The organism is Paenibacillus terrigena DSM 21567, from assembly GCF_000374845.1.
Taxonomy (GTDB): Bacteria; Bacillota; Bacilli; order Paenibacillales; family Paenibacillaceae; genus Paenibacillus_K; species Paenibacillus_K terrigena.
Genome location: NZ_KB895415.1, coordinates 419,636 through 446,560, shown reverse-complemented (window position 1 = coordinate 446,560; position 26,925 = coordinate 419,636). Strand labels below are relative to the sequence as shown.

At 48.6% G+C, this 26,925-nt stretch carries 16 protein-coding genes; 14 read left to right on the top strand and 2 right to left on the bottom strand.

Annotated elements, in window-relative coordinates; all coding sequences use genetic code 11:
* Positions 1 to 54 precede the first annotated feature (54 nt).
* Positions 55 to 1,644, top strand: a complete 1,590-nt coding sequence (locus C558_RS0113625; RefSeq protein ID WP_018756836.1) for an ABC transporter substrate-binding protein — start codon at positions 55 to 57, stop codon at positions 1,642 to 1,644.
* 48 nt (positions 1,645 to 1,692) lie between these two features.
* On the opposite strand, the gene C558_RS0113620 is transcribed toward C558_RS0113625, so the two are convergent.
* The gene (locus tag C558_RS0113620; protein ID WP_018756835.1) at positions 1,693 to 4,062 is read right to left on the bottom strand and encodes a cache domain-containing protein; all 2,370 of its coding nucleotides are present in this window, start codon (positions 4,060 to 4,062) and stop codon (positions 1,693 to 1,695) included.
* Positions 4,063 to 4,382: 320 nt separating this feature from the next.
* On the opposite strand from C558_RS0113620, the gene C558_RS0113615 reads away from it, so the two are divergent.
* Together C558_RS0113615 and C558_RS0113610 are read left to right on the top strand one after the other, a co-directional pair.
* Positions 4,383 to 5,408 carry an ROK family transcriptional regulator gene (locus C558_RS0113615; RefSeq protein ID WP_026263907.1) on the top strand — a complete coding sequence of 342 codons (1,026 nt, stop codon included), beginning with the start codon at positions 4,383 to 4,385 and terminating at the stop codon, positions 5,406 to 5,408.
* A 17-nt stretch (positions 5,409 to 5,425) separates the two neighbouring features.
* Positions 5,426 to 6,652, top strand: coding sequence for an MFS transporter (locus C558_RS0113610; protein WP_018756833.1), 1,227 nt, complete (start codon positions 5,426 to 5,428; stop codon positions 6,650 to 6,652).
* A 100-nt stretch (positions 6,653 to 6,752) separates the two neighbouring features.
* Here the strand turns inward: C558_RS0113610 and C558_RS0113605 are convergent, their stop codons facing one another.
* Entirely contained in the window at positions 6,753 to 7,736 is a 984-nt protein-coding gene (locus C558_RS0113605; protein WP_026263906.1) for a LacI family DNA-binding transcriptional regulator, read from the bottom strand.
* 252 nt (positions 7,737 to 7,988) lie between these two features.
* On the opposite strand from C558_RS0113605, the gene rihC reads away from it, so the two are divergent.
* The 11 genes from rihC (at position 7,989) to lacZ (ending at position 26,663) form a co-directional block, all read left to right on the top strand.
* Positions 7,989 to 8,912 carry a ribonucleoside hydrolase RihC gene (gene rihC / locus C558_RS0113600; RefSeq protein WP_018756831.1) on the top strand — a complete coding sequence of 308 codons (924 nt, stop codon included), beginning with the start codon at positions 7,989 to 7,991 and terminating at the stop codon, positions 8,910 to 8,912.
* 29 nt (positions 8,913 to 8,941) lie between these two features.
* Complete coding sequence (gene rbsK / locus C558_RS0113595; protein ID WP_018756830.1) at positions 8,942 to 9,868, top strand: ribokinase; 927 nt, start codon at positions 8,942 to 8,944, stop codon at positions 9,866 to 9,868.
* Positions 9,869 to 10,036: 168 nt separating this feature from the next.
* The gene (locus C558_RS0113590) at positions 10,037 to 11,776 is read left to right on the top strand and encodes a sensor histidine kinase (RefSeq protein ID WP_018756829.1); all 1,740 of its coding nucleotides are present in this window, start codon (positions 10,037 to 10,039) and stop codon (positions 11,774 to 11,776) included.
* Between the two features lie 2 nt (positions 11,777 to 11,778).
* The gene (locus C558_RS0113585) at positions 11,779 to 13,434 is read left to right on the top strand and encodes a response regulator transcription factor (protein WP_018756828.1); all 1,656 of its coding nucleotides are present in this window, start codon (positions 11,779 to 11,781) and stop codon (positions 13,432 to 13,434) included.
* 103 nt (positions 13,435 to 13,537) lie between these two features.
* A complete protein-coding gene (locus C558_RS0113580) occupies positions 13,538 to 15,208 on the top strand; it encodes an extracellular solute-binding protein (RefSeq protein ID WP_018756827.1) in 1,671 nt (556 codons plus the stop codon).
* Between the two features lie 133 nt (positions 15,209 to 15,341).
* Positions 15,342 to 16,199 (top strand): ABC transporter permease, encoded by an 858-nt coding sequence (locus C558_RS0113575; protein WP_051106872.1) that lies wholly within the window; start codon positions 15,342 to 15,344, stop codon positions 16,197 to 16,199.
* Between the two features lie 18 nt (positions 16,200 to 16,217).
* The gene (locus tag C558_RS0113570) at positions 16,218 to 17,102 is read left to right on the top strand and encodes a carbohydrate ABC transporter permease (protein WP_018756825.1); all 885 of its coding nucleotides are present in this window, start codon (positions 16,218 to 16,220) and stop codon (positions 17,100 to 17,102) included.
* A 33-nt stretch (positions 17,103 to 17,135) separates the two neighbouring features.
* A complete protein-coding gene (locus C558_RS0113565) occupies positions 17,136 to 19,583 on the top strand; it encodes a glycoside hydrolase family 38 N-terminal domain-containing protein (protein ID WP_018756824.1) in 2,448 nt (815 codons plus the stop codon).
* A gap of 30 nt (positions 19,584 to 19,613) precedes the next feature.
* Positions 19,614 to 21,911, top strand: coding sequence for a glycoside hydrolase family 3 N-terminal domain-containing protein (locus C558_RS0113560; RefSeq protein ID WP_018756823.1), 2,298 nt, complete (start codon positions 19,614 to 19,616; stop codon positions 21,909 to 21,911).
* Between the two features lie 26 nt (positions 21,912 to 21,937).
* Positions 21,938 to 23,266, top strand: coding sequence for a glycoside hydrolase family 125 protein (locus tag C558_RS0113555; protein WP_018756822.1), 1,329 nt, complete (start codon positions 21,938 to 21,940; stop codon positions 23,264 to 23,266).
* A gap of 328 nt (positions 23,267 to 23,594) precedes the next feature.
* Positions 23,595 to 26,663 (top strand): beta-galactosidase, LacZ type, encoded by a 3,069-nt coding sequence (lacZ, locus tag C558_RS0113550; RefSeq protein ID WP_026263905.1) that lies wholly within the window; start codon positions 23,595 to 23,597, stop codon positions 26,661 to 26,663.
* The last annotated feature ends 262 nt before the right edge of the window (positions 26,664 to 26,925 follow it).

The window sequence follows — 26,925 nt, the reverse complement described above, 5'->3', positions numbered from 1 at the left end:
GGCTTTACCGGGCTACTGCCCGTATTGCGATATATAACAAATGGAGGTCAAACAATGGTAAACAAAACGAAGACATGGGCAAGTAAATTGGTATTGTTATGTTTTGCATTCACGATCGTGCTCGCAGGCTGCGGGAAAGATGCGACCACCACACCAGAGCCAACACCGACGAAGAACGAAGATAAGACGACGGATCAGCCAAAGGAGTCAGCACTTACACCCGTTGAGCTCACGTATTATTTCCCGAACACGCCTCAAAAGGATTTGCAGTCCGTGGAAGATGAACTCAACAAACTGGTTCAGCCCAAAATTAACGCGACGATCAAGCTGAAGCTGATCGACTGGGGAAGCTATGACGAGAAAATGAACGTCATTATATCTTCCGGCGAACCATACGACATTGCTTTCACTTCAACATGGACCAATAACTTTTATCAAGGCGTTGCGAAAGGCGCGTTTGCTCCACTCGATGAATTAATCGAGAAATATGCGCCTGACACGAAGAGCAGCGTTCCAGAAACGTTCTGGAAGGCCGTGAAGGTCAAGGGGGCCACTTACGGTGTGCCTAACTTCCAGCAGTCAACGGCTGGGTACGGCTATCTGATTCAGAAATCGGTTGCCGACAAGTATAAATTTGATTGGAAGTCCGTCACGAAGCTGTCCGACCTGACGCCGATGCTCGAAACGATCAAGAAAGGCGAGCCGACACTTATCCCATGGGGATATAGCAAGGCGATTGATCCATTCCTGACGGCGACGCCGATGTTCCATCTGGAAGCGCTTGGCGATTCGAAGACGCCAGGCTCGATCTATTTGAACGATACCGAGATGAAGGTAGTTAACCAGTACGAAACGCCGGAATTCAAAGAATACGTAACCATGATGAGAGATTGGTACATGAAAGGTTATGTCAGAAAAGAGGCTCCAACGTTAAAAGATGACCAGGCCGATCTGAAAGCAGGCAAGGTTGCGGCACAAATCGGTCAGATCGACATTGATACAACGGCATTCGAGCAAGCTGGTATGAGCGCGCCAGGCAGATTTTCGAACTCTAACAAAGATGTGCAATCCTATGATCATATGTTCATCAAGCCGCTCTTGACAACGGATAAAGCAGCCGCTTCGATCACGGCCATCTCGGCATCTTCGCCGAATAAAGAGAGAGCCATGATGTTCATCAATTTGCTGAACACGGACAAACAAATCTATAACCTGATCAACTGGGGCGTTGAAGGCAAGCATTATAAAAAAGTCGCTGACAACCGTATCGAAACGATAGCGGACAGCGGGTTCAAAATATCTTCGCCTTGGGAATTCGGCAACATGAGTCAGACGTATTATACCGAGGCGGATGCGCAAGGTGCCGAAGTCGATGACAAAGGGAACAAGCTATGGATCGATTTGAATAAAAATGCACCAGCGTCCAATGCAATGGGCTTTGTCTTCGACTTTACGCCAGTGAAGTCAGAGAAAGCGAATGTCGATGCGGCAATCGACGAATTATATTATGCAATTGCGACCGGATCCATTGATCCAGAAAAGAATTTGCCGGTGTTTCTGAATAGACTCAAAGACGCTGGCGCAGATAAGATCATCGCGGAGAAACAAAAACAGCTGGACGAATGGAGAGCCGCGAACAAGTAAGCTACACGAGTAAGGCGTTCACTTCTAAGAGTGAACGCCTTTGTTTTGTTATATCGAGTGGTGATTCTGGTTTGTTTTTACGATTTTCAGCCTGTATTCCGTTAGAGACACGCCGAAGTATTTTTTGAAGGTTGTATAGAAGTAGTTCGATTTCTCGATCCCGCAATTATCGAGGATTTCATTGATCTGCAAGTTCGTCTCTTCCAAGTAATATTTCATTTGTTCCATGCGTACGGTCACAATATATTCAGCTACTGATTTGCCTGTCGTGCTGCGAAACAATTTGCCAAGATATACGGATGAGAGGTTTAGTGATTCTGCGCAGCTCGTCAGCGACAGGTTCTTATCCCGGTAAGACTCGTGAATGATCTGAATCGCGGTATTGACGATTTCGTTCTTTTTCTTGTCCTTCGCCCCATTCTTCAGCATGATAATTTCATCGAACAATTCGAAGAATGTCGTCTCGATCTCCGCCAGCGTCTCTAGCGCCGTGACATGATTGAGGAACCCGAGGGAAATGGAGTTGAGCTTCGATTGAGCGCCGTCGACAATGTGGTGTAGCGATTGATAGATGGTGAAGCTTAAATAAATAATCGTTGAAATCATGTGATCGTAGGAAGCGTGCTCTGCAGTTCTAATGATGTCGCGATAGGCTTCTTTCGCCGCATCTCCGTTTCCTAATTTGAGTGCGTCGATGAGCTGTTTGCTCTTGGCGGCTGGAAGGACTAGCGCACTTTGGTGGAGCTCTTGCAGAACATCCGGCGTGATGATGCTGCCATGCCCCAATGTCATGCGGTACATGGACAGCATCACGGTATCGTCATAGATTTGTTTGATCTGATCCGCAGATTCGATCACATAGCCCAAGGTAATAGATAAGTAAATCTTGAAGAAATGTTCGGTATGTCGCTGAATATCGGCAGCGATACGCTGAAATTGTTCATATACGATTTCATTCCCATCCGGCGTCGATGTCAGGTCAGCCAAGACGGTGATTTGATCGGCTCCCGTCTCAATGACTTCGACGTGATAATGCTTGGAAGCGGCTTCCCTCGCGATATTCGCGATCCCGTACATATACAATGCCCGGTCTTTTTCATTGAATTTGGACGTAAACGCTTGAAAATGATCGATTTTTAATAGGAACAAAAACAGCTTATGATCAAAGTTCACATCGATGTGAAACTCGGGTTCTTTGGCGTTAAAGGCTTCAAGCGATGGGGTAATGTGCCCGGTAATCACGTTTTTTAAATAATTCGTTTTTAAGAGCGGCGTGCTTTCTCTCTTCAGGGTCTCGAGTAATTTCGCGTGATCCATCATTCCTTCAAAAGCGTTACTAAGGAAGCCGAACTCATCCGATATTTTGTCGGGATTGTCCTGTGGGTTCCATTTCTGCTTGATCCGATACGTTAGCCTTCCGATCGGCTGATACAGCTTCCTTGAGGCCAGAATGGCAAAAATGACCCCGAGCAGCATGACGATTAGGCAGAAGACGATGGTAATAAACGTGTTTCGATTCACGCTCGAAAAAACGGTATCATACGGCGTAATGCTAAGAAATTTCCATTTTAAAGTATCTGAAGATACATAGGAAACCAGTACCTTATTATTCTGAACTTGATCAATCAGGCTGCCAGAAGATTCTGTGGAATCAAGGATCTTGTGTATGAAGCTCTGATCTAACATGTTGTCCATGAACTTGTTCGGCGACGGGTCGCTTACCACATTGCCGTTGTCATCCAGAATCATAATATTGCTGTCTTTGCTGCTCATCTTCTTATCGAGTGCCGAAATCGTAAGCCTTAACCAGTCGGCATCTACATTAAGAATGATGGCATTCGTAAAGTTATCTTCACCAATGGCATCGAACAAAATATAGGTATAAACATTCGTATAGCTGGTGTGACTGCCATCCGCATTTGCAATTTGTCTTGGGATGGGGTAGAGATTTTGCACTTTTTGACCTTCGGCTGCACGATTTAAGAGCGTAATAAGATCTTGGTCGAAGAATTCCGAGCTATTGTAGAACGTGTCGTTAGGCGTAGCGATGAATGTATCGATTTTGCGGTTGTAGACATAAGCGGAATGAATGTATGTATTCGGAATGGTTAGCGCACCGAGCGTTCGGATCGCGCTGCTGATCGTAAGAATATCTTCATGATTATTGTTGGCGAAGGAAATGATCTGGTTGTTCAGCGATAAGGATTGGATGAAGTTTTTGGCTAAATTGTCCATGTGCACGGTGCTATAGCTGATTTTGGACAAAATATTCACGTTCATATCTTTCACCATGTTCGTCGTTGATGAAGTGTAATTGTAGAAGAGTAGGGAAGAGAGAACAAGAATTATGCTGCCGATGAAAGAAATTAGCAATTTTTTGTAGATGCTTAATTTATTCTTGGAAATTATGAATTTCATAATGACCATCCTTTAAGTCTTAGTGAAGTCTATCGTATTATACTCGTCACAGAATCTCAACAAAATTTCAAAACGTGAACAATTATTAGAGATATTTCAAATTTTGGAGAACCTTGTATCCTCAGGTTATACAGCATTTCGGTGCACAGTGAGGCAATTGGATGATACAAAGTGAAAATCCAGAGATGATTTGGGCGCCGAAGAGATTCGGCGTCTGTTGGTGTTCTGCGTTTTCCGCTTGACAATTTTTGCAGAATCCCATACATTGGAGACACTTATTAAAATACTTTTATAAAGTGTTTTCGAAATGAGGTGTGACGATGAGAAGCATAGGTGGAAATGCCATGGTGATCAAAGAAGTGAATATGAATCTCGTCCGCAAAGCGCTAAAAGCCGAACGGGAAGCAACCAAACAGCAGATTGCCAGCATCACGGGCCTTAGCGCAGTTACGGTAGGAACGGTCTTGCAGCAATTATTGCAAACATCGGAAGTACTGGAGTCAGAACTGTGCGCTTCGGGCGGGGGGAGACCTGCGCAGCGATACAAATATAACGGCGATTATGCCTATATTCTGACGCTGTTTCCATATGAGACGGGAGGGCAGATTCTGATGCGCAGCACCGTTGTGAATCTTCTCGGTACGATCATTCATGAAAGAGCAGAAGGCGTCGCGCAAGTGGATGTGGCATGCTTCGAACGTATCATCGATACATTGATCGCATCTTACCCTGCGATTCGTGCGCTGGGGATCGGGCTGCCTGGGGCGGAATGGAAAGGGAGAATCGTCATTTCTGACTATAAAGCCTTATTAGGTGTCTCGATGGTAGAGCACTTCAAGGAACGATATAACATGCCTGTCATTATGGAGAATGACGTCAATGCTGCTGTGGTTGGTTATTGTGAACGTGCACAAATTCATTCCGATGAAGCTGTCGCCTATCTCTACTTCCCGGATCGGTTCCCGCCAGGCGCAGGGATCTTCATCAACGGACAGCTGTTCAAGGGGAGAAGGAACTTTGCTGGCGAAGTCGCGAATATCCCGCTCAATATCCCTTGGGGGGAGCACGCCTTCGTCTCTTCTTCGGAGCAAGTGGAACAGGCAATCGTTCAATTAATCGTCTCCATTTGCGCGGTCATTAACCCCGATCGTGTCGTGCTATACGGCAGCATCGTGAATCAGGCAAGTGGAAGCAGAATCGCTGAACGGTGTAGTTCTGAACTGCCTGTAAGCGCAGTGCCAGAGGTGATCGTATCGGAAGATTTTACAGCTGATTATTTGGAGGGAATGGTAGCACGGACGCTAGCGACGCTCGAGCCGAGCATCAAGTTATCTAGACACGAATAAATAAGGGGCGAGATTTGGTGGCAACGTTATTTTTGATTATCATTTATTTATCTTTTATCAGCTTAGGGTTACCGGATTCATTGCTTGGCGCTGCTTGGCCGGTCATGCAAGCCGAGTACGGGGCCGCGTTCGGTATGGCGGGCGTGATCTCGATTATTATTGCCGCAGGGACGATTGTCTCAAGCCTAGCGAGCGGTATGCTCTTGAAGCGGCTTGGAACGGGCAAGATCACGTTAATAAGCTGCTTGCTGACGGCGGGCGCTTTACTCGGATTTTACTTTGCGCCTTCGATTGGTTGGTTAATGATACTCGCCTTACCGCTCGGACTCGGGGCGGGTTCCGTCGATGCGGCGCTTAATCAGTATGTCGCGCTGCATTATCAAGCGCATCATATGAGCTGGCTGCATTGCTTCTGGGGCGTAGGAGCGACCATGGGTCCGATCATTATGTCTGGATTTATTCGTCAAGACGATTTATGGCGGAGCGGATATTTGACCGTTGCGAGCATTCAATTTGCGCTCGTTATTTTGCTATTCGTGACGCTGCCGCTATGGAAACGAATGGAGAAAGTTCATACCCATGCGGCGAGTGAAGAGTTGCTGTCGCCTGAGCTGGAGGTAAGCGCGAGCATTCCTACGATGCGGTTGAAGGGTGTAAAGCTCACCTTAATGACCTTCCTCTTCTATTGCGGTGCGGAAGCTAGCGTAGGCTTATGGGGCAGCAGCTTCCTGGTGAACGTCAAGGATGTGTCCGCTGCCGTGGCGGCGCAATGGGTATCCATGTATTACGGCGGCATTACGATCGGGCGGTTGATCACGGGATTCGTGACGTTAAAAGTGAGCCATCGCGTCTTGATCCGCAGTGGATTGCTAACGGCGCTGGCTGGCGTATTACTGCTTATTCTGCCGTTACCTCCCTTCTTCTCGCTGATCGGCTTTATGCTGGTGGGTTTAGGCTTTGCGCCGATCTATCCTTGCATGCTACACGCCACCCCGGAACGATTCGGCAAAGAACATACGCAGAAGCTGATGGGTTATCAGATGGCTGTAGCCTATACGGGTACGACGCTGCTGCCGCCGACGCTCGGCTTGATCGCTTCGCAGACGACGGTTGCGATCCTCCCGATATTCGTCGCTATTTATGTCGTATGCATGCTGTTTGGCTCTGAACAAGTCAATCGGATCATGAAGCAGCGTGCGGTTCGTGCGAAGGCGGATGTCAGTAAATATTCGATAAACAACTGAACATTTTGATCGCAAAGCAGCCTTGGTCCGATACCCGTATCGAACCAAGGCTGCTTTGTCTTATTATTAATCTTTATCTCGTTATTCCATCACTTTGATCCTAGCGCTGACGCGTCGTTCCGCGCTGAATCAGCTCAACCTCCAGCTTGTGATTCACCTCGTCCAAAGGCTGCTGCTCGATTTTCTTGATCAGAATACGAGCGGCGAGCATCCCCATCTCATAGATCGGCTGCGATACGGTCGACAGCTCCGGATAGACCATTTCCGTCAGCGGAATGCCGTCATACCCAATGACCTGTACTTGGTCCGGCACGCGGATGCCACGCTCCTGCAGCGCACGCAGCGCGCCAATTGCCATCATGTCATTGCCCGCGAATATCCCGTCAATGTCTGGATGCGCATCGAACAGTTTATTCACAGCTTCGATGGCTGCCTTCAGCTGGAAGTTCCCGTTCACGACCAGCTTCGGCGTGAACCATGGCAGATCTTCTACCAGATCCAGATAGCCTTGGCAGCGTTCCTCCGCAATCCAGATCCCTTTAGGGCCGCGTATATGCGCAATTTTGGTACATCCCTGCTTCAATAGGGCCTGCACAGCTAAGTGAGCCCCTTCCCGATTTTTCGAAGAGACGGTAGGAACAGAAGGCGAACTAACCCGGTCCACCGCGACCATAGGGACTTGCAATTGTTCGATTTCGTCTTCAGACAGCGTATTGGAGGCCATAAGAAACCCGTCGATATATTTTTGCTTCAGGGTCTGGATGTATTGGCGTTCGATCTTGGATGATTCGTTGGTATTACACAGAATCGTCGTATATCCATACATTTGCGAGACCTTCTCCACGGCAAGCGCTAGTTCATTGAAGAAGGGGTTCGTGATATCCGGGACGAACAGCGCGATGGTTTTGGTTGATTTTTTGGATAAACTGCGCGCGACATCATTGGGGACATATTTTAACATTTCAATCGCTTTATGGACTTTCTGCACGGTATCTTCGTGGACGTAACCTTTCTGATTCAGGACGCGAGAAACCGTCGCCACGGAAACTCCAGCGAGTTTAGAGACATCTCGAATCGTTGCGATTATTCCTCAACTCCTTAGGTAATATGTAATCGATTACGCATGATATGTGCATCTATGGTACTGGTTACATAAAATTATTGTCAATGCAGCTATTATACAACAAAGATCACGTGTTGACATCGCTTTCGTATTGAATTAACATGGAATCGAAATAGGTAACCGGTTACACATTATTTGATATTTTTACAGATCTTTTGGGAAAGATATGTTGAATAGGTTCTATGACATCAAATGGAGAGGATGCTGAGCAGCATGAACGTGAAGAGAATCCCTATTATTATTGACACGGACCCTGGAATTGATGATGCGGTAGCCATTGGCGTGGCCGTATACCATGAGGCGCTCGATGTTAAGCTTCTGACAACGGTCGCAGGAAATGTATCCGTTGACAGAACGACGAATAACGCCTTGAAGCTTATTGAATTTTTCGGAAAAGATATTCCTGTAGCTAAGGGCGCTAGGCAGCCGCTGTGCATTCCTTACGAGGATGCAAGCGAAATTCATGGAGAGTCCGGTATGGACGGTTATGAATTTCCGGCGCCGAAGAAGAACATTCATCCGGAGAACGCAGTTAATGCGATTCGAGAGACGATTCTGAACAGCGAAGAGAAAGTTACGCTCGTGCCGATTGGGCCTTTGACGAACATCGCCTTGTTCCTGGCCTTGTATCCAGAATGCAAATCCCGGATTGAGAGAGTCGTATTAATGGGTGGATCCGCATCCGCAGGGAACCATAGTCCGACAGCAGAATATAACATTTTGGCAGATCCGGAAGCAGCGAAGATGGTCTTCGCATCGGGTCTGGATATTACGATGGTCGGATTGGATGTGACCAACCGAGCAACCTTAACACCGGATAATGTCGTGGAAATTCGAGATCTGAATGAGACGGGTAAGATGCTGTATTCGATGTTCCAGCATTACCGCGGCGGCAGCTTGAAAACAGGACTCAAAATGCATGATCTATGCGCCATTGCTTATATTGTGAAGCCGGAGTTGTTCAAAACGCAGAAATGCTTCGTTGACGTTGAAACCGCTGGTGCTTACACGGCAGGTACGACGATCGTAGACTTGATGAGTCGTTATCAGAGAGAACCGAATGCAACGGTTTGTCTAGATATTGATGTGGAGGCATTCCGGACATGGGCGATTGAGTGCCTAGCAAAGGCTCGATAAGCATCATAGCGAAGAGGGTGATAGAGAAGATGAAAAAGATATGCATACTTGGCAGTATGAATATGGATTCCAGCTTGCTGCTGGAAGCTCTCCCGACAGAAGGAGAGACCGTATTTTCTTCTGGTAAACTGGTTGGTCCCGGGGGAAAAGGGTTCAATCAAGCGGTATCTGCAGCACGATTAGGAGCCGCTGTACAATTTATCGGGAAAATCGGGTCGGATGAGAATGGCCGACAGCTCGTATCCACCTTGCAGCAAGAAGGCATTCATACCGAACATGTTCTTGTGGATCCGAATTTGCCGACAGGCGAAGCCCTGATTTTGTTCAGTAACCGTGGCAGCAACATGATTGTCGTCAGCGCAGGCTCGAATATGGGTATAACCAAGCAGGACGTGGAGCAATCCAGAGAGGTCATCACGTCATCCGATGTTATTGTGGCTCAATTCGAAGTGCCGATGGAAGTGATACAGCACGCGTTTGCCATTGCAAAGGCGGAAGGGAAAGTGACGGTGGTTAACCCTGCGCCAGCGAAGGAGATTCCGGCGGAACTGCTTCAAGTGACGGATTTTCTCATCCCGAATGAAAGCGAGATGCATGTGATTACTGGCTGCGATACAAGTCGCGACGAATCGATGGTGCAAGGTGCAGCGACATTAATGCAGCAAGGCGTGGGATGCGTCATTGTCACACTCGGTGAACGGGGCAGCATGATCTGTCATCCGGACGGCAACGTATCTATTCCTGCCGAGGAAGTTCAGGCGATTGATACGACTGCTGCAGGAGACAGCTTTATCGGTTCCTTCTGCACAAAACTGCAAGGGAACGATCCAAAGCAGTTCGAGCATGTCGTCGAAGCGGTTCGGTTCGCAAGTAAGTTCTCGTCGATCGTGGTTCAGCGCAAAGGCGCGTTTCAATCCATTCCCTATGCTCATGAACTCTCAGAAATGAGTGACTAGTATATGTAAATCGTCAAAAGAAATCATACGTAAGCCATAAAAAGCAGGTACTCTGGTTGGAGAGTGCCTGCTTTTTATGGTCATGGCGTAAAATTGGACAGCGACTTTTGGTAACACTTAGGTATAATGTTTATTGTATTTTTCATGTAACAAGAGGAGGCAATCATCATGCAGGTGCAGAGGAAACGGTTCACCATTTATCCCAAGCTATTGATCGGGTTTCTCATCGCGATCTTACCCGTGTATATGTTAGGCATCTTTCTGAACCATCAGGTTGCCAATAGTCTGAGGGAGCACATATTACAGTCGATGCAGACGAATGTCAATTTCTATTTGACCTCATTGACCGATGAGATTCGGAAAATAGATAAGTATAAGCAGTCCCTGATCGTCGATGAGGATGTCATGACGCTGGGAACGGTGGCGCCAGCCTTGTCGGAGAATGAGCTTCGGGAATCCATCTTGCGCTTGGAGCGAAAGTTAAACTTGTTCAAGGATTCCAGCTCTTATATTGCGGATGTTACCTTCTATATCCCTTCCATCGACAAACGAATCAAGCCTGGTAATTATACCGAAGGGGTTCCCATGGATCAACTCCTCCAAATTCGGTCTCAGATGCGCCATCAATTGTCGCCGTTAATATGGTGGAACGGCAAAATTTTATTGAATTCTTATTTTCCTGAGTCGCCCTTATCGGATCGTCCTCCTGCGTTCATGATCGAAATTGAGCTCGATCAAAATATGATTCGCAAGAGTTTGGCCAATGTCGTAGATCAGGGCGGCGCATTGCTCTATTTGCATGACAGCAACAACGTTATCTTGAATAATCAAATTCAGTCGCTTACCCAAGAGCTGCAGTTGTTAGTGTCGCGTGAGATCGAGAGCAGCAGTCGCAACGACATTTTGAAATATGACGGACAGCGGTATTTGGTATCGCTGCAGAAGTCTCAGGACTATGAGATGACGCTTGCGATCTATACACCTGAAGCGTTTATCATGAGCGATTTTGACAAATTTAACGCGCTGTTCTGGATTTTATTTATCGTATCGGTCATCGTGATTGTTCTCTTCTCGTATTGGATTCTCAAAACGATTCGCAATCCGCTGCGCAAGATGGTCACCGCCTTCCGGCGGGTGGAGCAAGGGGATTTGACCATTCGCACCTCGCAGGGAAGCAACGATGAATTCAGAGATTTATCCGATCAGTTCAATAAGATGGTCAAGCAGCTGCAATCATTAATTCAAGAAGTCTATGAACAGCAAATTCGCAGCCAACAATCCGAGCTGAAGCAGCTTCAGTCCCAGATCAATCCTCATTTTTTATACAATAGCTTTTTTATTCTGCATCAATTAATCGAATTCGAGGATATCGACAAAGCGAAGGAGTTCGTCAGTTATTTGGGTCATTATTTTCAATTCATTACTCGGGATGCCAAATCGGAATTGCCGTTAAGTCAAGAGATCAAGCATGCGGAAGCTTATATCAATATCCAATCGATGCGATTCGGCGACCGAATCCAAGTTGCGTTCGAGCCGATCCAAATCCCAACAGATTTCCTATTTGTACCGCGCTTAATTTTGCAGCCGATCATCGAGAATGCCTATACGCATGGGTTGGAATCGAAGCCATCGGGAGCCATCTTGCGCATATCGAACCAAGTAGAGGGTCAGCAGCTGCAGCTTCGCTTCGAAGACAACGGCAGCTTGTTAACGGATGAAGAGCTGGGGCAGCTAACGGATAAACTTGCCATGGACAATTCGTTCGGCATCGAGACGACCGGAATCATTAACGTGCATCGACGGCTTCAGATTAAGTTCGGCGCAGGTTCCGGACTCACCGTCTATCGCAATGATATGGGCGGACTAGGCGTATTCATGCAAATTCCATTATCGAAAGAGGTTGAGTAAGGATGTATCGCATATTAATCGTGGATGACGAACCGTTGATTTTGAATGGACTGGTTGAATTATGCAATTGCGTGACAGAGATAGAATTAGAGATCTATGCGGCGGCCACCTCGCAAGAAGCGCTGGATTGGCTGGGACGCACGAAGGTGGATATTGTGCTCTCCGATATTCGTATGCCCGGGATGAGCGGATTGGAGTTGCACCAGGAAATTATGAAGCAATGGCCGAAATGCAAAGTCATCTTCTTAACGGGCTATAGCGATTTTTCGTATGTTCAGCAAGCCATTCGCCAAGGCAGCGTCGATTATATTCTGAAGACGGAGGGGAATGCCAAAATTAAGGAATCCATCCTTCGCGCGGCCACTTCCTTAGAGGAGGAGCGGTTCATGGATTCGCTTTTCGTTCAAGCCAAGCAGCAGAAGATGCTGGCCCTTCCTTACCTTCAGCAGCAATACATGAGTGAAATCTTACAGGGTGACCCTGCAACGATCGCATCGATCCGCGACAAATTCGAAGAGCTGCAAATCAAGCTGTCGGATGACACGCCTTGTCTCCTCCTGATCGTGCGCATTGATGACTGGGGTGAGATTCATAGTGCGACGGATCGCGCATTAATCTATTTTGCGCTCGATAATATCGCTAACGAAATGCTAATGCCGATGGCGAGATCTCTGTCGATGAAATATGAGAAGAATAAAATGGCCTGGTTCCTTCAACCTGCAGAAGCTGAGCCGACAACGGAAGGATGGACGAGAACAATTCTATTCGTAAAAGGCATGCTGGAAGAAATTCAACAGACATGCTTGAGGCTGCTGAAGCGTCCCATTTCACTAGCGCTCGCGACGGATGCAGTCGAGTGGACGTCGCTGCCTCAGAAATTCGATCTGCTCAACCTTCTGTTTCATAGCGGACTTGGAATTGGCAAAGAGCTTATTCTGCTCGAGCCGAACAGAAACGCTAAAGACGAAGATCGATCCGAGGGGGCGAGACTCTCCTCGGTTCACTTACACAAAATCGAGTATTTGAAAGCTTGCATGGAGAACGGACACGAAGAGCCCTTTTTCGATACGCTCGATGAATTGTTGTCCGTTGCTTCAATGGCGGGACCTTTTCCAAGCGGCGTTCAGCTGGAATTGTATTTCTTGCTGGTCTCGGTTCTGCTGCCTCACAGCCTGATGGATTCGGACAGCGACACGAAGGAAAAGCGGGATTTGAGCAAATTTACCCAGATGGAACGCTTTGAAACATGGCACCAGATCTGTGAAGAATTCATTCTAACGGCAAGAAGAATTTTCGAGCAGAAGCAGGTTGGTATGAATGTGCAGGAGCATGAGTTGATTCGCAAGATTCAGAACTATATCACGACCCATATATCCGGTGACGTCTCGCTAACGAAAATTGGCGAAGTTGTCGGGCACAATCCTTCGTATCTGTCGAGGCTGTATAAGAAGCTGACAGGGCAAGGGCTATTGACATATATCAATGACGTGAGACTGGAAAAATCGAAAACGATGCTTGAGCAGGATCGTCTCAAGGTGCACGAAATCGCGACGGAGCTAGGCTTTTTGTCATCGCAATATTTTCATCGTTTCTTCAAAAAAGCGACAAATCTCACACCTCAAGAGTATCGGGAACTCAAAAGAGATCCAAAGGAGTAAATAAAAGACACAAATGTAATGAACGGAAACTAGTTGGCTGTCCCATACGGATTTTATAATAACAGTGTAGCTACGATACTTAACACAAAACGGGGGACAAGATATGAAAAGGGTTAAATCTATTAGTTTCATGCTTGCAAGTCTATTACTCATCTCTGTTTTATTATCTGCTTGCGGTCAAGATACGAAGAAGGACGCAGCAACAGAGTCCACTCCGAACGAGACCAAGCAGGATGTAACGATCGATCCGTTAGGCAAATATGACCCACCCATTGATCTGACGGCAGCGAAATTCATTACGCAGGACGTTAAATATCCGGAAGGTCAATCGGAATCGAACAACGCTTGGGAAACCTTGTACAAGGATATGGGGATTAATCTCAAATACGATTGGATCGTAAAAGGAACCGATGCGCAATACTTCCAGAAGCTCAATGTTTCCATTGCTTCCGGTGAAATCCCTGACATCATGATGGTCAACTCCTCTCAATTGAAGCAGTTGGTCGAAGCGGATATGCTCGAGGATTTGACGGATGTTTATACGCAGTATGCGACACCTGCTGTGAAGGGCATTTTCGAGCAGGACCCGATGGCGCTGCAGTCGGCTACCTTTGATGGCAAGCAGTATGCGATGCCGAAGACGGAGCCGATGATCGGTGCACAGACACCCGTCCTGTGGGTACGTACCGATTGGTTGAAGGCGCTTAACCTGCCGGCTCCGAAGACTTGGGATGATGTGCTGAAGATGACGAAAGCGTTTACGACGCAGGATCCTGACGGCAATGGCAAGCAGGATACATTCGGGGTCGCCTTGGGCAAAGAAATCGTGAATGGCTATCCTTCCATGAACGGCTTATTCAATGCTTATGGTGCTTACCCAAGAATCTGGAAGAAGGATGACGCTGGCAATCTCGTATACGGCAGCATTCAGCCAGAGGTTAAGACAGCGCTCGCGAAATTAGCGGAAATGTACAAGGCCGGCGAACTCGATCAAGAGTTTGGCGTCAAAGACGGCTCCAAGGTCGCGGAATCTCTCGTCAATGATCGCGTGGGTGTGCTCTTTGGGCCAAGCTGGGCTTCCCAATGGCCGCTGCAAGACAACAAGAAGAAGAACAACAAAGCGGAATGGGGCGTGTATCCGATTCCATCCGTTAACGGCGGAGACGCAACCGTACAAATGCCGTTCGGCGCGAATTTCTACTTCGTCGTCAAGAAAGGCTACGAGCATCCTGAAGTTGCCGTCAAAATGTCGAATTGGTTCATGGAGAAGCTGTACGGTCCTTCCGCGGACTACTTGAAATACGGCGTTGATAGCAAAGGGATTACGACTGCAAAATATGCATTGATTGATATGTCTGCACCGGACAAAGATTTGAAGCGTGCGCAAAATGTTGCAAAAGCCTTAAGCAATAACGACCCATCTGCCTTAAATCCGGAAGAGAAATCTACGTACGATAAGATCATGTCCTTCAGAGAAGGGGACTTGAATTTCTACGGTGAGAATTATCAGAGCGGTCCTGAAGGAGCTATGATGGTCCTCCAGAAGCTATGGGATGCGGGTAAAGTCGTATCCGAAGGCTACGGCGGTGCGCCGACAGACACGATGGGCGAGAAGAAGGCAACCTTAGATAAGATGGAGAACGAAATTTTTACGAAAATTGTCTATGGCGCGGCTTCGATCGATCAATTCGATAAATTCGTCGAAGATTGGAAGAAGCTCGGCGGCGAGCAAATCACTAAAGAAGTGAACGAGTGGAACGCTTCGCAAAAATAAATAAAGGTTAAAAGAGGGGTAGGAAGAGTCGATCAACTTACCCCTTCTGTATTGTAACAGCGTGTGATTTGAATATAAGGAAGTGAACATCTTGCTGAAAAAGAACTATAAAAAGCAACTTCCACTCCACTTGATGTTAGTGCCTGGCATCATTCTGGTGTTTATCTACAGCTATATTCCGATGGTCGGATCCATAATGGCTTTTCAGAAGTATATTCCGTCGAAAGGGTTATTCCATTCCAAATGGGTGGGCTTAAAGAACTTTCACTATTTATTCGATATGCCAGACTTTTATCAAGTCTTGTGGAACACCGTCTTTATCGCAGTGTTGAAAATAATATTCGGATTAATCGTTCCGATCGCGGTTGCTATTCTATTGAATGAGATTGGCAAAACCCTCGTGAAACGGTGGATTCAGACTTTGATATATTTGCCGCATTTCCTATCATGGGTCATCCTTGGCGGTGTGCTTATTGATATTTTGTCGCCTTCGAACGGGCTTGTGAACCAATTTCTAGGGTTGTTTTCGATCAAACCGATTTTCTTCCTTGGGGACAACAACTGGTTCCCGTTCACGATTATCCTGTCCGATATCTGGAAGGAATTTGGCTTTAGCACTATTGTCTATCTAGCTGCACTCACCACGATTAATCCAAGCCTGTATGAGGCTGCTGTCATTGATGGCGCGAACCGTTGGAAGCAGACGTGGAGTATCACGCTTCCAGGGATCCTGCCCGTGATTATCCTGATGGCCACATTAAGTTTAGGGAATGTGTTGAACGCCGGGTTTGACCAAATATTTAACCTGTATAGTCCGCTAGTTTATGAGAGTGGAGATATTCTGGATACGTTAATCTATCGGGTCGGATTGATAGACGCGCAATACGGCGTCGCGACGGCGCTAGGCTTGTTCAAGTCGCTCATTTCATTCGCACTCGTCTCCATATCTTATTGGCTCGCATACAAAATCGCAGACTATCGAATTTTTTAGCATAAGAGGTGTGTCAACATGGTAGAAGGAAAATCTCTTGGCAGTAAAATGTTCCGAGTGTTTAACTATACGTTCCTTATTCTGCTCGCTGTGATGTGCCTGATCCCGCTGATCCATATCTTAGCCGTCTCCTTAAGCTCGAATGTTGCAGCGAGTGCCGGGATTGTGAAGTTGTGGCCCAAAGACTTTACGTTGAAATCCTACGAGTTCGTGCTATCGAAGGGGGAGTTCCTGCTCTCCTTGTGGGTAACGGTGAAGCGGGTCGTACTAGGTACAGCGCTCAGTATGTTTCTATCGATCTTAATCGCATATCCGCTGTCTAAGAGCGGACGGGAACTAAAATTCAGAACGGGATATGCGTGGTATTTCGTGTTCACAATTCTTTTCAGCGGCGGCTTAATTCCTTGGTATATGACCATTCGTTCCACAGGTTTGCTGGATTCGATCTGGGCGTTGATTATCCCGGGCGCCGTTCCTGTATTTAATGTCATTCTATTATTGAATTTCTATCGGGGATTACCCAAGGAATTGGAAGAGGCCGCATTCGTGGATGGCGCAAGCCACTGGAAAACGTTATGGCGCATTTATGTTCCATTATCCATGCCGTCGATTGCAACGATTGGACTATTTACTGTCGTGGGGCATTGGAACGCTTGGTTTGACGGGCTGATCCTGATGAACTCGCAGGATAACTATCCATTATCCAGTTATTTGCAGACTGTCATCGTGCAGGCCAGCTTGACGAATATGTCTGCTGAGCAGTTGAAGAATCTTGCTACCGTATCGGATCGAACCGTCAAAGCGGCTCAAATCTTTGTAGGTGCCTTACCGATTCTTGCCTTCTATCCATTCCTGCAGAAGTATTTCGTCAAAGGTATGGTCATGGGCGGGGTCAAAGAGTAGATCACTAACCATTGAAAAGGAGAGATTTACAAAATGACAGCAACTAAACCATGGAAGATTTACGCCATTCATCATTCGCATACGGATGTTGGCTATACGGAACGGCAGGAGAAAATTCAGCAATATCATGTCGACTTCATTCGTCAGGCGCTTCATATTCTGCGGGAAATCGAGTCAGGAAGACGCCCGGAATGGAAAGGATTTAAGTGGGTATGCGAGACGTTCTGGCCGATCGAATCCTTCTTGAAGAAAGCAACTGAGCAAGAGAAGAAGGAATTTGAAGAAGGTGTTCGCCGTGGGGATATCGGTCTATCCGGAACGTATCTCAATATGAGCGAATTGATCGGGAAAGAACTCTTCGAATCGATGCTTGGGCGCATTCGCGACTATGGGGTGTCGATTCAGTCTCCTGTGACATCTGCGATGACAGCCGATATTACCGGATTTAGCTGGGGATATGGTCAAGTGCTGCTGGATGCTGGCATTCAGAACTTGATCACCTGCATTCATACGCATCATTCGATGTTCCCGCTCTGGAAGAAGCAGCAGCCGTTCTGGTGGGAGATGCCGAGCGGCGAAAGACTCTTGACGTGGAATGGCGAGCACTACGTGTTCGGCAATGATTTAGGCTTGGTTACAGGGCTTGGCGGCAAGTATACAATCAAAGACGAACTCGACTTAAGCAAAGGCATGACATTCGAGATGGCAGAGATTCGGATTCAGCGCTACATCGAACGTTTGGAGCAGGATGGATATGCGTTCCGCTTCGCGCCGGTGATGTTCTCGGGACTGCCAACGGACAACAGCTCGCCGAATGCGGTGGTGATGGACTTCATTCAGCAGTGGAACGAGAAACACGGCGATCGGATAACCATTGAACTTGCAACTTTGGACGACTTCTTCGCGGAAGTTCGGGAGCATGCCGAGAAGCATCCTGAGGATATTCCAGTACATCGCGGCGATTGGCCGGATTGGTGGACGGACGGCGTAGGCTCGACACCGAAGCATGTGCAGGTCTATCGCGAGGCACAGCGGGTCTACCAGAAGGTGAGACGCTTGGATCCGAACGGTGAGATTGTATCCGCGGAAGCGATGAAGGACATGGAATACCAATTGACGTTGTTCGCAGAGCATACTTGGGGCTACCACTCTTCAGTGACGGAGCCGTGGAATCCGTTCGTTCAGGAATTGGGATTACGCAAGGAAGCATTTGCAGCCAATGCCAGCACGGCAGCGCATCGTGCGTTGTATGACATCCTCGAGCATAAGGGGGACGCGCTGCTCGCACCTGATCGGCCGATGAAGTTCAAGATGCACAATCCGTTCGAGTACGTTCAGGAGGATTTCTCGCATTTCATTATGGAGGGCTGGCATCACGATGTGATCAAGGATGGGTTCGAAGTTCGGGACGTGAACACGGGCGAGGTCTACACATCTCAGCTTCGCGTGGCACCGCGCGGCGTTATCGTCAGCATCCCGGTTACGCTTCAGCCTGGTGAGGAGAAGACGATTCATATTCAAGCCATCGCACCGGGCAAGCCAGGAACCGCCTACCAGAACGATGTCGTCGGTTCGGACCGCATGATGGATCTGGATATTTCAAGCGTTGGACGAGCATTCAAGGTGACATCGACCTATATCGATACGCCATATGTTCGCATCGAGTGGACGAGGGGTGCGGGCATTACGTCTTGGATCGATAAACGGACATCGAAAGACATGCTGCGCAGCGATCGCAACCACAACGCCTTTACGCCGGTGTACGATATTACCCGTGCGTCGAAGGTTAGCGATATGTACGAAGTTCGCCGGAAGATGGGCCGCAACCGCAAAGGGCCGGATGCGGAAATTTCGGTAGGTGTCTTGACGAACGTCGAAATCGTGACACAAGGTGATGTATACGGCACAGTACAGCTTACATTCGAGGTTGCAGGCTGCTCGCATTATTCGCTATTCGTCACGGCTTATGCGAATCATCCTCGCGTGGATGTAGCTGTTCGCATGCACAAGGATAGTGTATGGGATCCAGAGAATCTATATATATCGCTTCCATTCGGAAATCCAATCACTAGCGAGACAGAGGAATTATGGATCGATAAGATGGACGCGTTGGTACGTCCTCGGAAAGATCAGTTACCGGGCAGCTTGGCGGATTATTATTGCTTAGGTGAAGGGGCTGCCTATGTTGCGGATCAACGCGGTGTTGCGATCGCGATGCCGGATACGCCGCTGATTCAGCTTGGCTCGCTCGAGCATCAATTCCGTCTTCTGAACGGGGATGCCAGATTGGCGCAAGATCCAGGACATTTGTATTCTTGGGCGATGAACAACTATTGGGAGACGAATTTCACAGCAACGCTTGGCGGATTCTATGAATTCCGTTATCTCGTGACTTGGGGTGAGCAGCTCCAAACGCCGGAAGCGGCCATGAATGCATGCCGCAGCATGAACGCCGGTATTCTAGCTTGGCGGACTTGGTAAAGGAGAGATGATCGTAAGGAGAGGTGAACGATGAAATATTTAGATGCTTCTTATTCCATCGACGAGCGTGCAGCGGATTTGATCGAACGAATGAACCTCGAAGAAAAAATAGGTCAGCTCGTACAGCCGTTTGGCTGGCAAACCTATGAGCGTGCAGGCGATATAGTTGAATTGACGGAATCCTTCAAGGAAGCCATTGCGAAAGGCGGTGTCGGCTCGTTATACGGTGTATTACGGGCTGATCCGTGGACGGGTGTTACGTTAGAGACGGGCTTGTCTCCTCGCGAAGGCGCAGAAGTGACGAATCAAATTCAAAAGTATGCGATCGAGCATACGCGACTCGGTATTCCGATTCTGTTCGGTGAGGAGTGCTCGCACGGCCATATGGCGATTGGATCGACGGTCTTCCCTGTTCCGATCGGGATGGGCAGCACCTGGAATGTGGAATTATTCGAGCGAATGTGCCGCGTCGTTGCAGTTGAGACGCGTGCGCAAGGCGGCACGGCAACGTATTCGCCGGTGCTTGATGTTGTACGAGACCCTAGATGGGGACGCACGGAGGAGACCTTCGGCGAGGATCCTTTTCTGATTAGTGAAATGGCTGTTGCCGCTGTTCATGGATTGCAAGGGGATGCTTTGAACTCGGATCAATCGATTATTGCAACGCTGAAGCATTTCGTCGGTTATGGCGCTTCGGAAGGGGGGCGCAATGCAGCCCCTGCACATTTGGGTCCGCGAGAGTTGAAGGAGAAGGATCTGCTGCCATTCCAGCGCGCGGTTGAAGCAGGCGCTCGGTCCATCATGACGGCCTACAATGAAGTTGACGGTGTTCCGTGTACGTCTAATCAAGAGCTACTAACTAATGTTCTTCGCGAACAATGGGGATTCGAGGGCTTCGTTATCACGGATTGCGGCGCGATCAACATGTTGTATCACGGCCACCAGATCGCGGAAAATGAAGAAGATGCGGCATGTCTTGCCATTCGTGCCGGTGTCGATATGGAGATGTCAGGGGACAACTTCGGCAAATATTTGCAGAGCGCTGTGGAGAGCAACAAGCTAAACGTATCGGAAATCGATGAGGCTGTGCGGAGAGTGCTTCGAATGAAGTTCGAGCTCGGACTATTCGAACGTCCTTATGTCGATCCGACGCATGCAGCCAATACCATCGGCAAGGCTGAGCATATCGAGCTCGCTCGAACAACGGCCCGTGAAGGCATCGTCTTGTTGAAGAATAACGCGAACACACTCCCACTGTCTGCATCGCTTGGGAAGATTGCAGTTGTTGGCCCGAATGCGAACAACATTTATAACCAATTGGGAGATTATACATCGCCGCAGCAGCGGCAGCAAATCGTTACCGTGTTAGATGGCGTTTCGCAGAAATGCGCCGGGCGAGTAGAAGTGAAATATGCGCCTGGATGCCGCATTAAGGATCCATCGAAAGAAGGATTCCAGACCGCAATGCAATGTGCAGCGGAAGCCGACACGATTATCGCTGTCGTCGGTGGCTCCAGCGCACGAGATTTCGGGGAAGGAACCATCGATTTGAAGACGGGTGCTGCAGTCATCACCGATCAATCCGTTCTTAGCGACATGGATTGCGGCGAAGGATTTGACCGCGCGGAACTAGGGTTGTCAGGCGTTCAGCTGGATCTGCTCAAGGAGCTCCGTGCCTTAGGCAAGCCGCTCGTTGTCGTCTACCTGAACGGACGGCCGATTATAGAGCCGTGGGTCGACGATCACGCCGATGCGATTCTCGAAGCCTGGTATCCGGGCCAAGAAGGCGGGAACGCCATCGCAGATGTCCTATTCGGCGATTATAACCCTTCAGGCAGACTAACTTTGTCTATCCCTAAGCATGTGGGACAACTGCCGATTTCCTATAACACGAAGCGAACCAAAGGGAAACGTTATGTGGAGACAGATTTAAATCCACAATATCCATTCGGATTCGGATTAAGCTACACGAGCTTCCAATACGATAATCTACGGCTTGATCAGTCGCATATCGCATGGAATGAACCATGTATCGTCTCGGTTGACGTGACGAATACGGGCAGCATGGCTGGCCAAGAAGTTGTGCAAATGTACGTGAGCGACGTGGTAAGTTCGGTGACACGACCTGCGAAGGAGTTAAAAGGCTTCCGCAAAATCTACTTGGAGCCGGCTGAAACGAAGACCGTGCAATTTACGATCATCGCTAAAGAATTACAGTTCGTCGGTCCGAACTTGGAGTGGATCGTCGAACAAGGGGAATTCCGGATTATGGTAGGCGGCAACGTAGAAGATTTGCACCAGACAAGCCTGTACGTTGTTAACAAATGACCAGGTAGGAGAGGGAGAGAGACCACTTGAAAGATCATCGATTACCGACCATTGATGTGCCGAAATTTCCGCTGCCGCAGGCGATACAAGGCGCCCTTGCAGAGGCCGAGCAGCGTCTTGCGCATCGTCCGAAGTTAAGCAAGCTGTTTCGGAACTGTTTCCCGAACACGCTTGAGACGACGACCAAACTGCTGGATGACGGGACGACTTTCGTGCTGACAGGGGACATCCCTGCGATGTGGCTTCGCGATTCCGTTGAGCAGGTCATCCATTATGTTCCTTTCGCGAAGGGCGATGTAGAGCTGCAGCGTATTCTCGAAGGCGTGATCAGACGCCACATGTTCTATATTCAGATTGATCCTTATGCGAATGCATTTAATGAGACAGCGAATGACTGGCATTGGAATGCAACGGATGAGACGACAAGCTCGCCATGGGTATGGGAGCGGAAGTTCGAGCTGGATTCCATGTGCTTCTCGTTCCGACTTGCCTATCATTATTGGAAGGAGTCGGGCCGTACCAGCATATTCGACGAGACGTTCAAGGATGCTCTGATCTCGATGCTCGACGTATGGCGCATTGAGCAGCAGCACGCCGAGCTGTCGGCCTATCGCTTCCAAAGGCACAACGGCATTATGATCGATACGTTACGCAAACAAGGTTTAGGAATGCCGGTTAATAACGTGGGCCTTATCTGGTCAGGATTCCGTCCAAGCGACGATGCCTGCGACTTCCATTTCAACATTCCATCGAACATGTTCGCGGTGGTCACACTTCGCCACATGCAGGAAATTGCACGTTATGTCTATCGCGATGAGCATCTCGTCGCACGTATGGCGCAGATGGAGGAAGAGATCCAGCATGCGATTGAGCTCTACGGCATGATCAATCATCCGAAGTATGGACGTATGTACGTCTTTGAGACAGACGGATACGGCAATCACATCCTCATGGATGACGCGGGTACGCCGAATTTGATGTCAGCGCCTTACATCGGCTATTGCGCTGCAGATGATCCTGCGTATTTGAATACACGCGCTTTTATCTTAAGCGAGGACAACCCTTACTATTATCAGGGTGACAAGCTGAGCGGCATCGGAAGTCCGCATACGCCGCCGGATTACGTCTGGCATCTTGCTTATTCGATGCAAGGATTAACCGCCGTGAACCCGGATGAAATCTTACAAATGATCGAGATTATGGAATCAACCGATGCAGACACAGGCTTCATGCATGAAGGGTTCCATAAAGACGATCCATCGATCTTTACCCGTGATTGGTTCGCATGGTCGAACAGCCAGTTCGCCCAATTGGTGTGGAAGGCATTGCAGCTCGATATCTTAGACCGTAGATGATGAACACGAGTAATTTGTGAAGCAGAATGTAATGAAATAAATAGTATAGATAGAGAATAGCCACCCTTGCAGGTGGCTATTTTTCTAGGGAATTGACTTCCATTATATACAAGCCGTTTCTTGCTGTTTATAATAGGGGATATTTAAGCGACGTCAGGTCATTTCGCGCGATTCGGGGAGAACACCTGTTATATCCGGGCGATTGCTTCGATTGCAATGGACGAGAATCGTGAAAAGCGATCTGCATGACATGTCTGATTTCGTGTCTGCGATGTTCGTGTATCGAAATGAAGGCGCTTACTATTTCGAGGGAACAGGAGAGATATTCATGAAGAGCACTACACCTACGTTAGATTGGCTAAGCGATGTTCAAGTATTTGCAGTGAATCGGCTGCCAGCCCATTCGGATCACCGCTATTATCACACGAAGGAGGAAGCGCTCCGAGATTCAGGAATGTCCATGCGACATGATCTGAACGGGCGCTGGCGGTTCGCTTATTCGGTACACCCGGATAGCCGCCCTGGAGATTTCTATCAGATGGAGCATAACTGCAGTGGCTGGTCCTTTATTGAGGTGCCGGGGCATATTCAGCTACAAGGGTTTGATCATCCGCAGTATGTGAATACTCAGTATCCATGGGATGGCATAGAGGCGCTTCGACCTCCGCAGTTGCCACAGCAGCGGAATCCGGTAGGCAGTTACGTAAAGGAGTTTGAGCTGCCGCCGCATTTTGCTGGGCAACCGGTGTATATTTCCTTTCAAGGTGTCGAGTCGGCGTTCTATGTCTGGCTGAATGGACAATTTGTCGGTTACAGCGAGGATAGCTTTACGCCTGCGGCGTTTGATCTATCCTCACTCGTGCAAGATGGTGTCAATAAGCTGGCTGTTGAGGTCTATCAGCGCAGCACGGGCAGCTGGTTGGAGGATCAGGATTTCTGGCGGTTCTCCGGCATTTTCCGGGATGTCTATTTGTACACGGTGCCTTCGATACATATTCACAATTTATCGGTGAAGACGGACTTGGATGCGCTGTACGAATCGGGTCAGCTTCATGCGCAGTTTCAATTGCAAGGCGATACGGAGGGACATATTGAGATTGAATTGTGGGACCTGAACAAGAAAATCGTTGGGAGGGAACGGGTAGACGCAGCAAACGGAGCTGCTGTCACGATCCATGTGGCACAGGCGATGTTATGGAGCGCCGAGCACCCGCAGCTGTACCTCATGCTGATCTCTCTCTATGACAGCCAAGGTAATCTTGTCGAGGTTGTACCGCAGCAGGTAGGCTTCCGCAAATTTGAGATGATCGATAAGGTTATGCATCTCAATGGGAAACGGATCGTCTTCAAAGGGGTGAACCGCCACGAGTTCAACTGCCGTCGCGGCCGTGCCATTACGAAGGAAGATATGCTGTTCGATATCCGTACGCTGAAGCAGAATAATCTGAATGCGGTTCGTACATCACACTATCCGAATCAAAGTCTCTGGTACGAGCTGTGTGACCAATACGGTATCTATGTCATCGATGAGATGAATCTGGAGAGCCATGGTTCGTGGCAGAAGTTGGGGGCTGTCGATCCATCATGGGTTGTTCCGGGTGATCGTCCGGAATGGAAGGATATCGTGATGGATCGGGCGGTGTCCATGTACGAGCGGGACAAGAACCATCCTTCGATCTTGATCTGGTCCTGCGGCAATGAGTCGTATGGCGGGGAAGTTATTTATCAGGTATCTGAGTACTTCCGTGCATCTGATCCGGGGAGACTCGTGCATTACGAAGGGGTATTCCATGATCGGCGGTTCAATGAGACCAGTGATATGGAGAGCCGGATGTATGCGAAGGTCACCGATGTGGAGGCTTATCTGAATGACAATCCGACAAAGCCGTACATCACATGCGAATATATGCATGCGATGGGGAATTCGCTCGGGGGTATGCACAAGTATACCGAGCTTGAGAACAAATATCCGATGTACCAGGGGGGATTCATCTGGGACTTCATGGATCAATCCTTAATCAAGGTTGATCGCTTCGGCAACGAATATCTCTCCTATGGAGGCGATTATGGCGACCGGCCAACGGATTATAACTTCTGCGGCAACGGGATCGTCTATGCGGATCGGACCCTGTCGCCAAAGATGCAGGAAGTCAAATACCTGTACCAGAACGTAAAGCTGGTGCCGGATCGGGATAGCGTGACGGTAATCAATGAGAATTTGTTTATTAGCACGGACGCTTATGTGCTGGAGTGTACACTGTATAAAGAAGGCAGCGTGCTGGAGCGTCTCGTTCTGCATCCGAGCGTTGCGCCATTGACGGAACAGAGACTCCCGCTAGAATTCAATCAATCGAGTAGGCTTACACCGGATGAATACTGGATCGATGCCTCACTCCGATTAAGTGAAAGCACATTATGGGCAGAAGCAGGACATGAGGCGGCATTCGGCCAATACGTGTTCCAGATTGAAGAGGTTGTAGCGGCTGGCACGGTTGCAGCTGGAGCTGGAACAAATGCCATCTCGACAGGGTTGAACATCGTTCATGGGGATGTCAACATCGGCGTTCACGGCAGAGACTTCTCGATCATCTTCTCCAAGCAGTTGGGAAGCCTCGTATCCGTGAACTATGCAGGCCGCGAAATGATCGCAGTGCCTCCTAAGCCGTTATTCTGGCGGGCTGCAACGGATAATGACCGCGGGACGGAGATGGGCTTCCATGCGGCGGCATGGTATGCAGCCAGTCTCGCGCCGAAATGCATGGATGTGCAGTTCACGGAACAGGAGGACGGGGTAACCGTCACCTTCACTTATGCACTGAGCATCAGCACGGAGCTAAGGTCAACCGTTGCTTATAAGGTATATCGGGATGGAAGCCTTCGTGTTCATTCGGCTTATCGAGGCATCGAGGGACTGCCCGATCTTCCGATCTTCGCACTTAGCTTCAAAGTGCCAGCCGCGTACAACCAACTGCAATGGTATGCGATGGGACCTGAAGAGAACTACGCGGATCGCTGCCACGGAGCACGACTTGGCTGTTTCGAGAACCGAGCAGAGGATAATGTCTCCGCCTATCTCGTCCCGCAAGAGTCTGGCAATCGGATGGGCGTTCGCCGCGTACGGGTGCTGGATGCTGAAGGTACGGGAATCGTAATTCAAGCGGATCCGCATCATCCGGTAGAATGTGCGATCTCGCCATACACAGCTTTTGAGCTTGAGCATGCCCAGCATCGTTATGAGCTGCCGCCGGTGCATTACACCGTAATCACGGTTGCCGGCAGACAAATGGGCGTGGGCGGCGATGATAGCTGGGGTGCGCCAGTCCATGAGGAGTACCGGATACCTTCGAACCAGCAGCTGCAGTTCGAGTTCTGGCTGAAGCCGGACGGGAATCGATAGGACTTTGAGTCGCAAGAATGCATAAAGCAAAGAACCTCCAATCCTACGACGATCGTAGAAAAGGAGGTTCTTTTCGTTGCATGGCCTTGACGGCTAACGAATCGTACGAGCCTTATTGGCGTGAAATGAGCCAACTTTTTAAGCTAACGAATCCTAATATCACTATTGCCCCTTTTTTCGGAGAAATATCCCGTCAAAACGGGGAATAGCGTGTGTAGGATTCGTTAACCTGCCGTAATGGGCGATTTGAGCGAAATAAGGA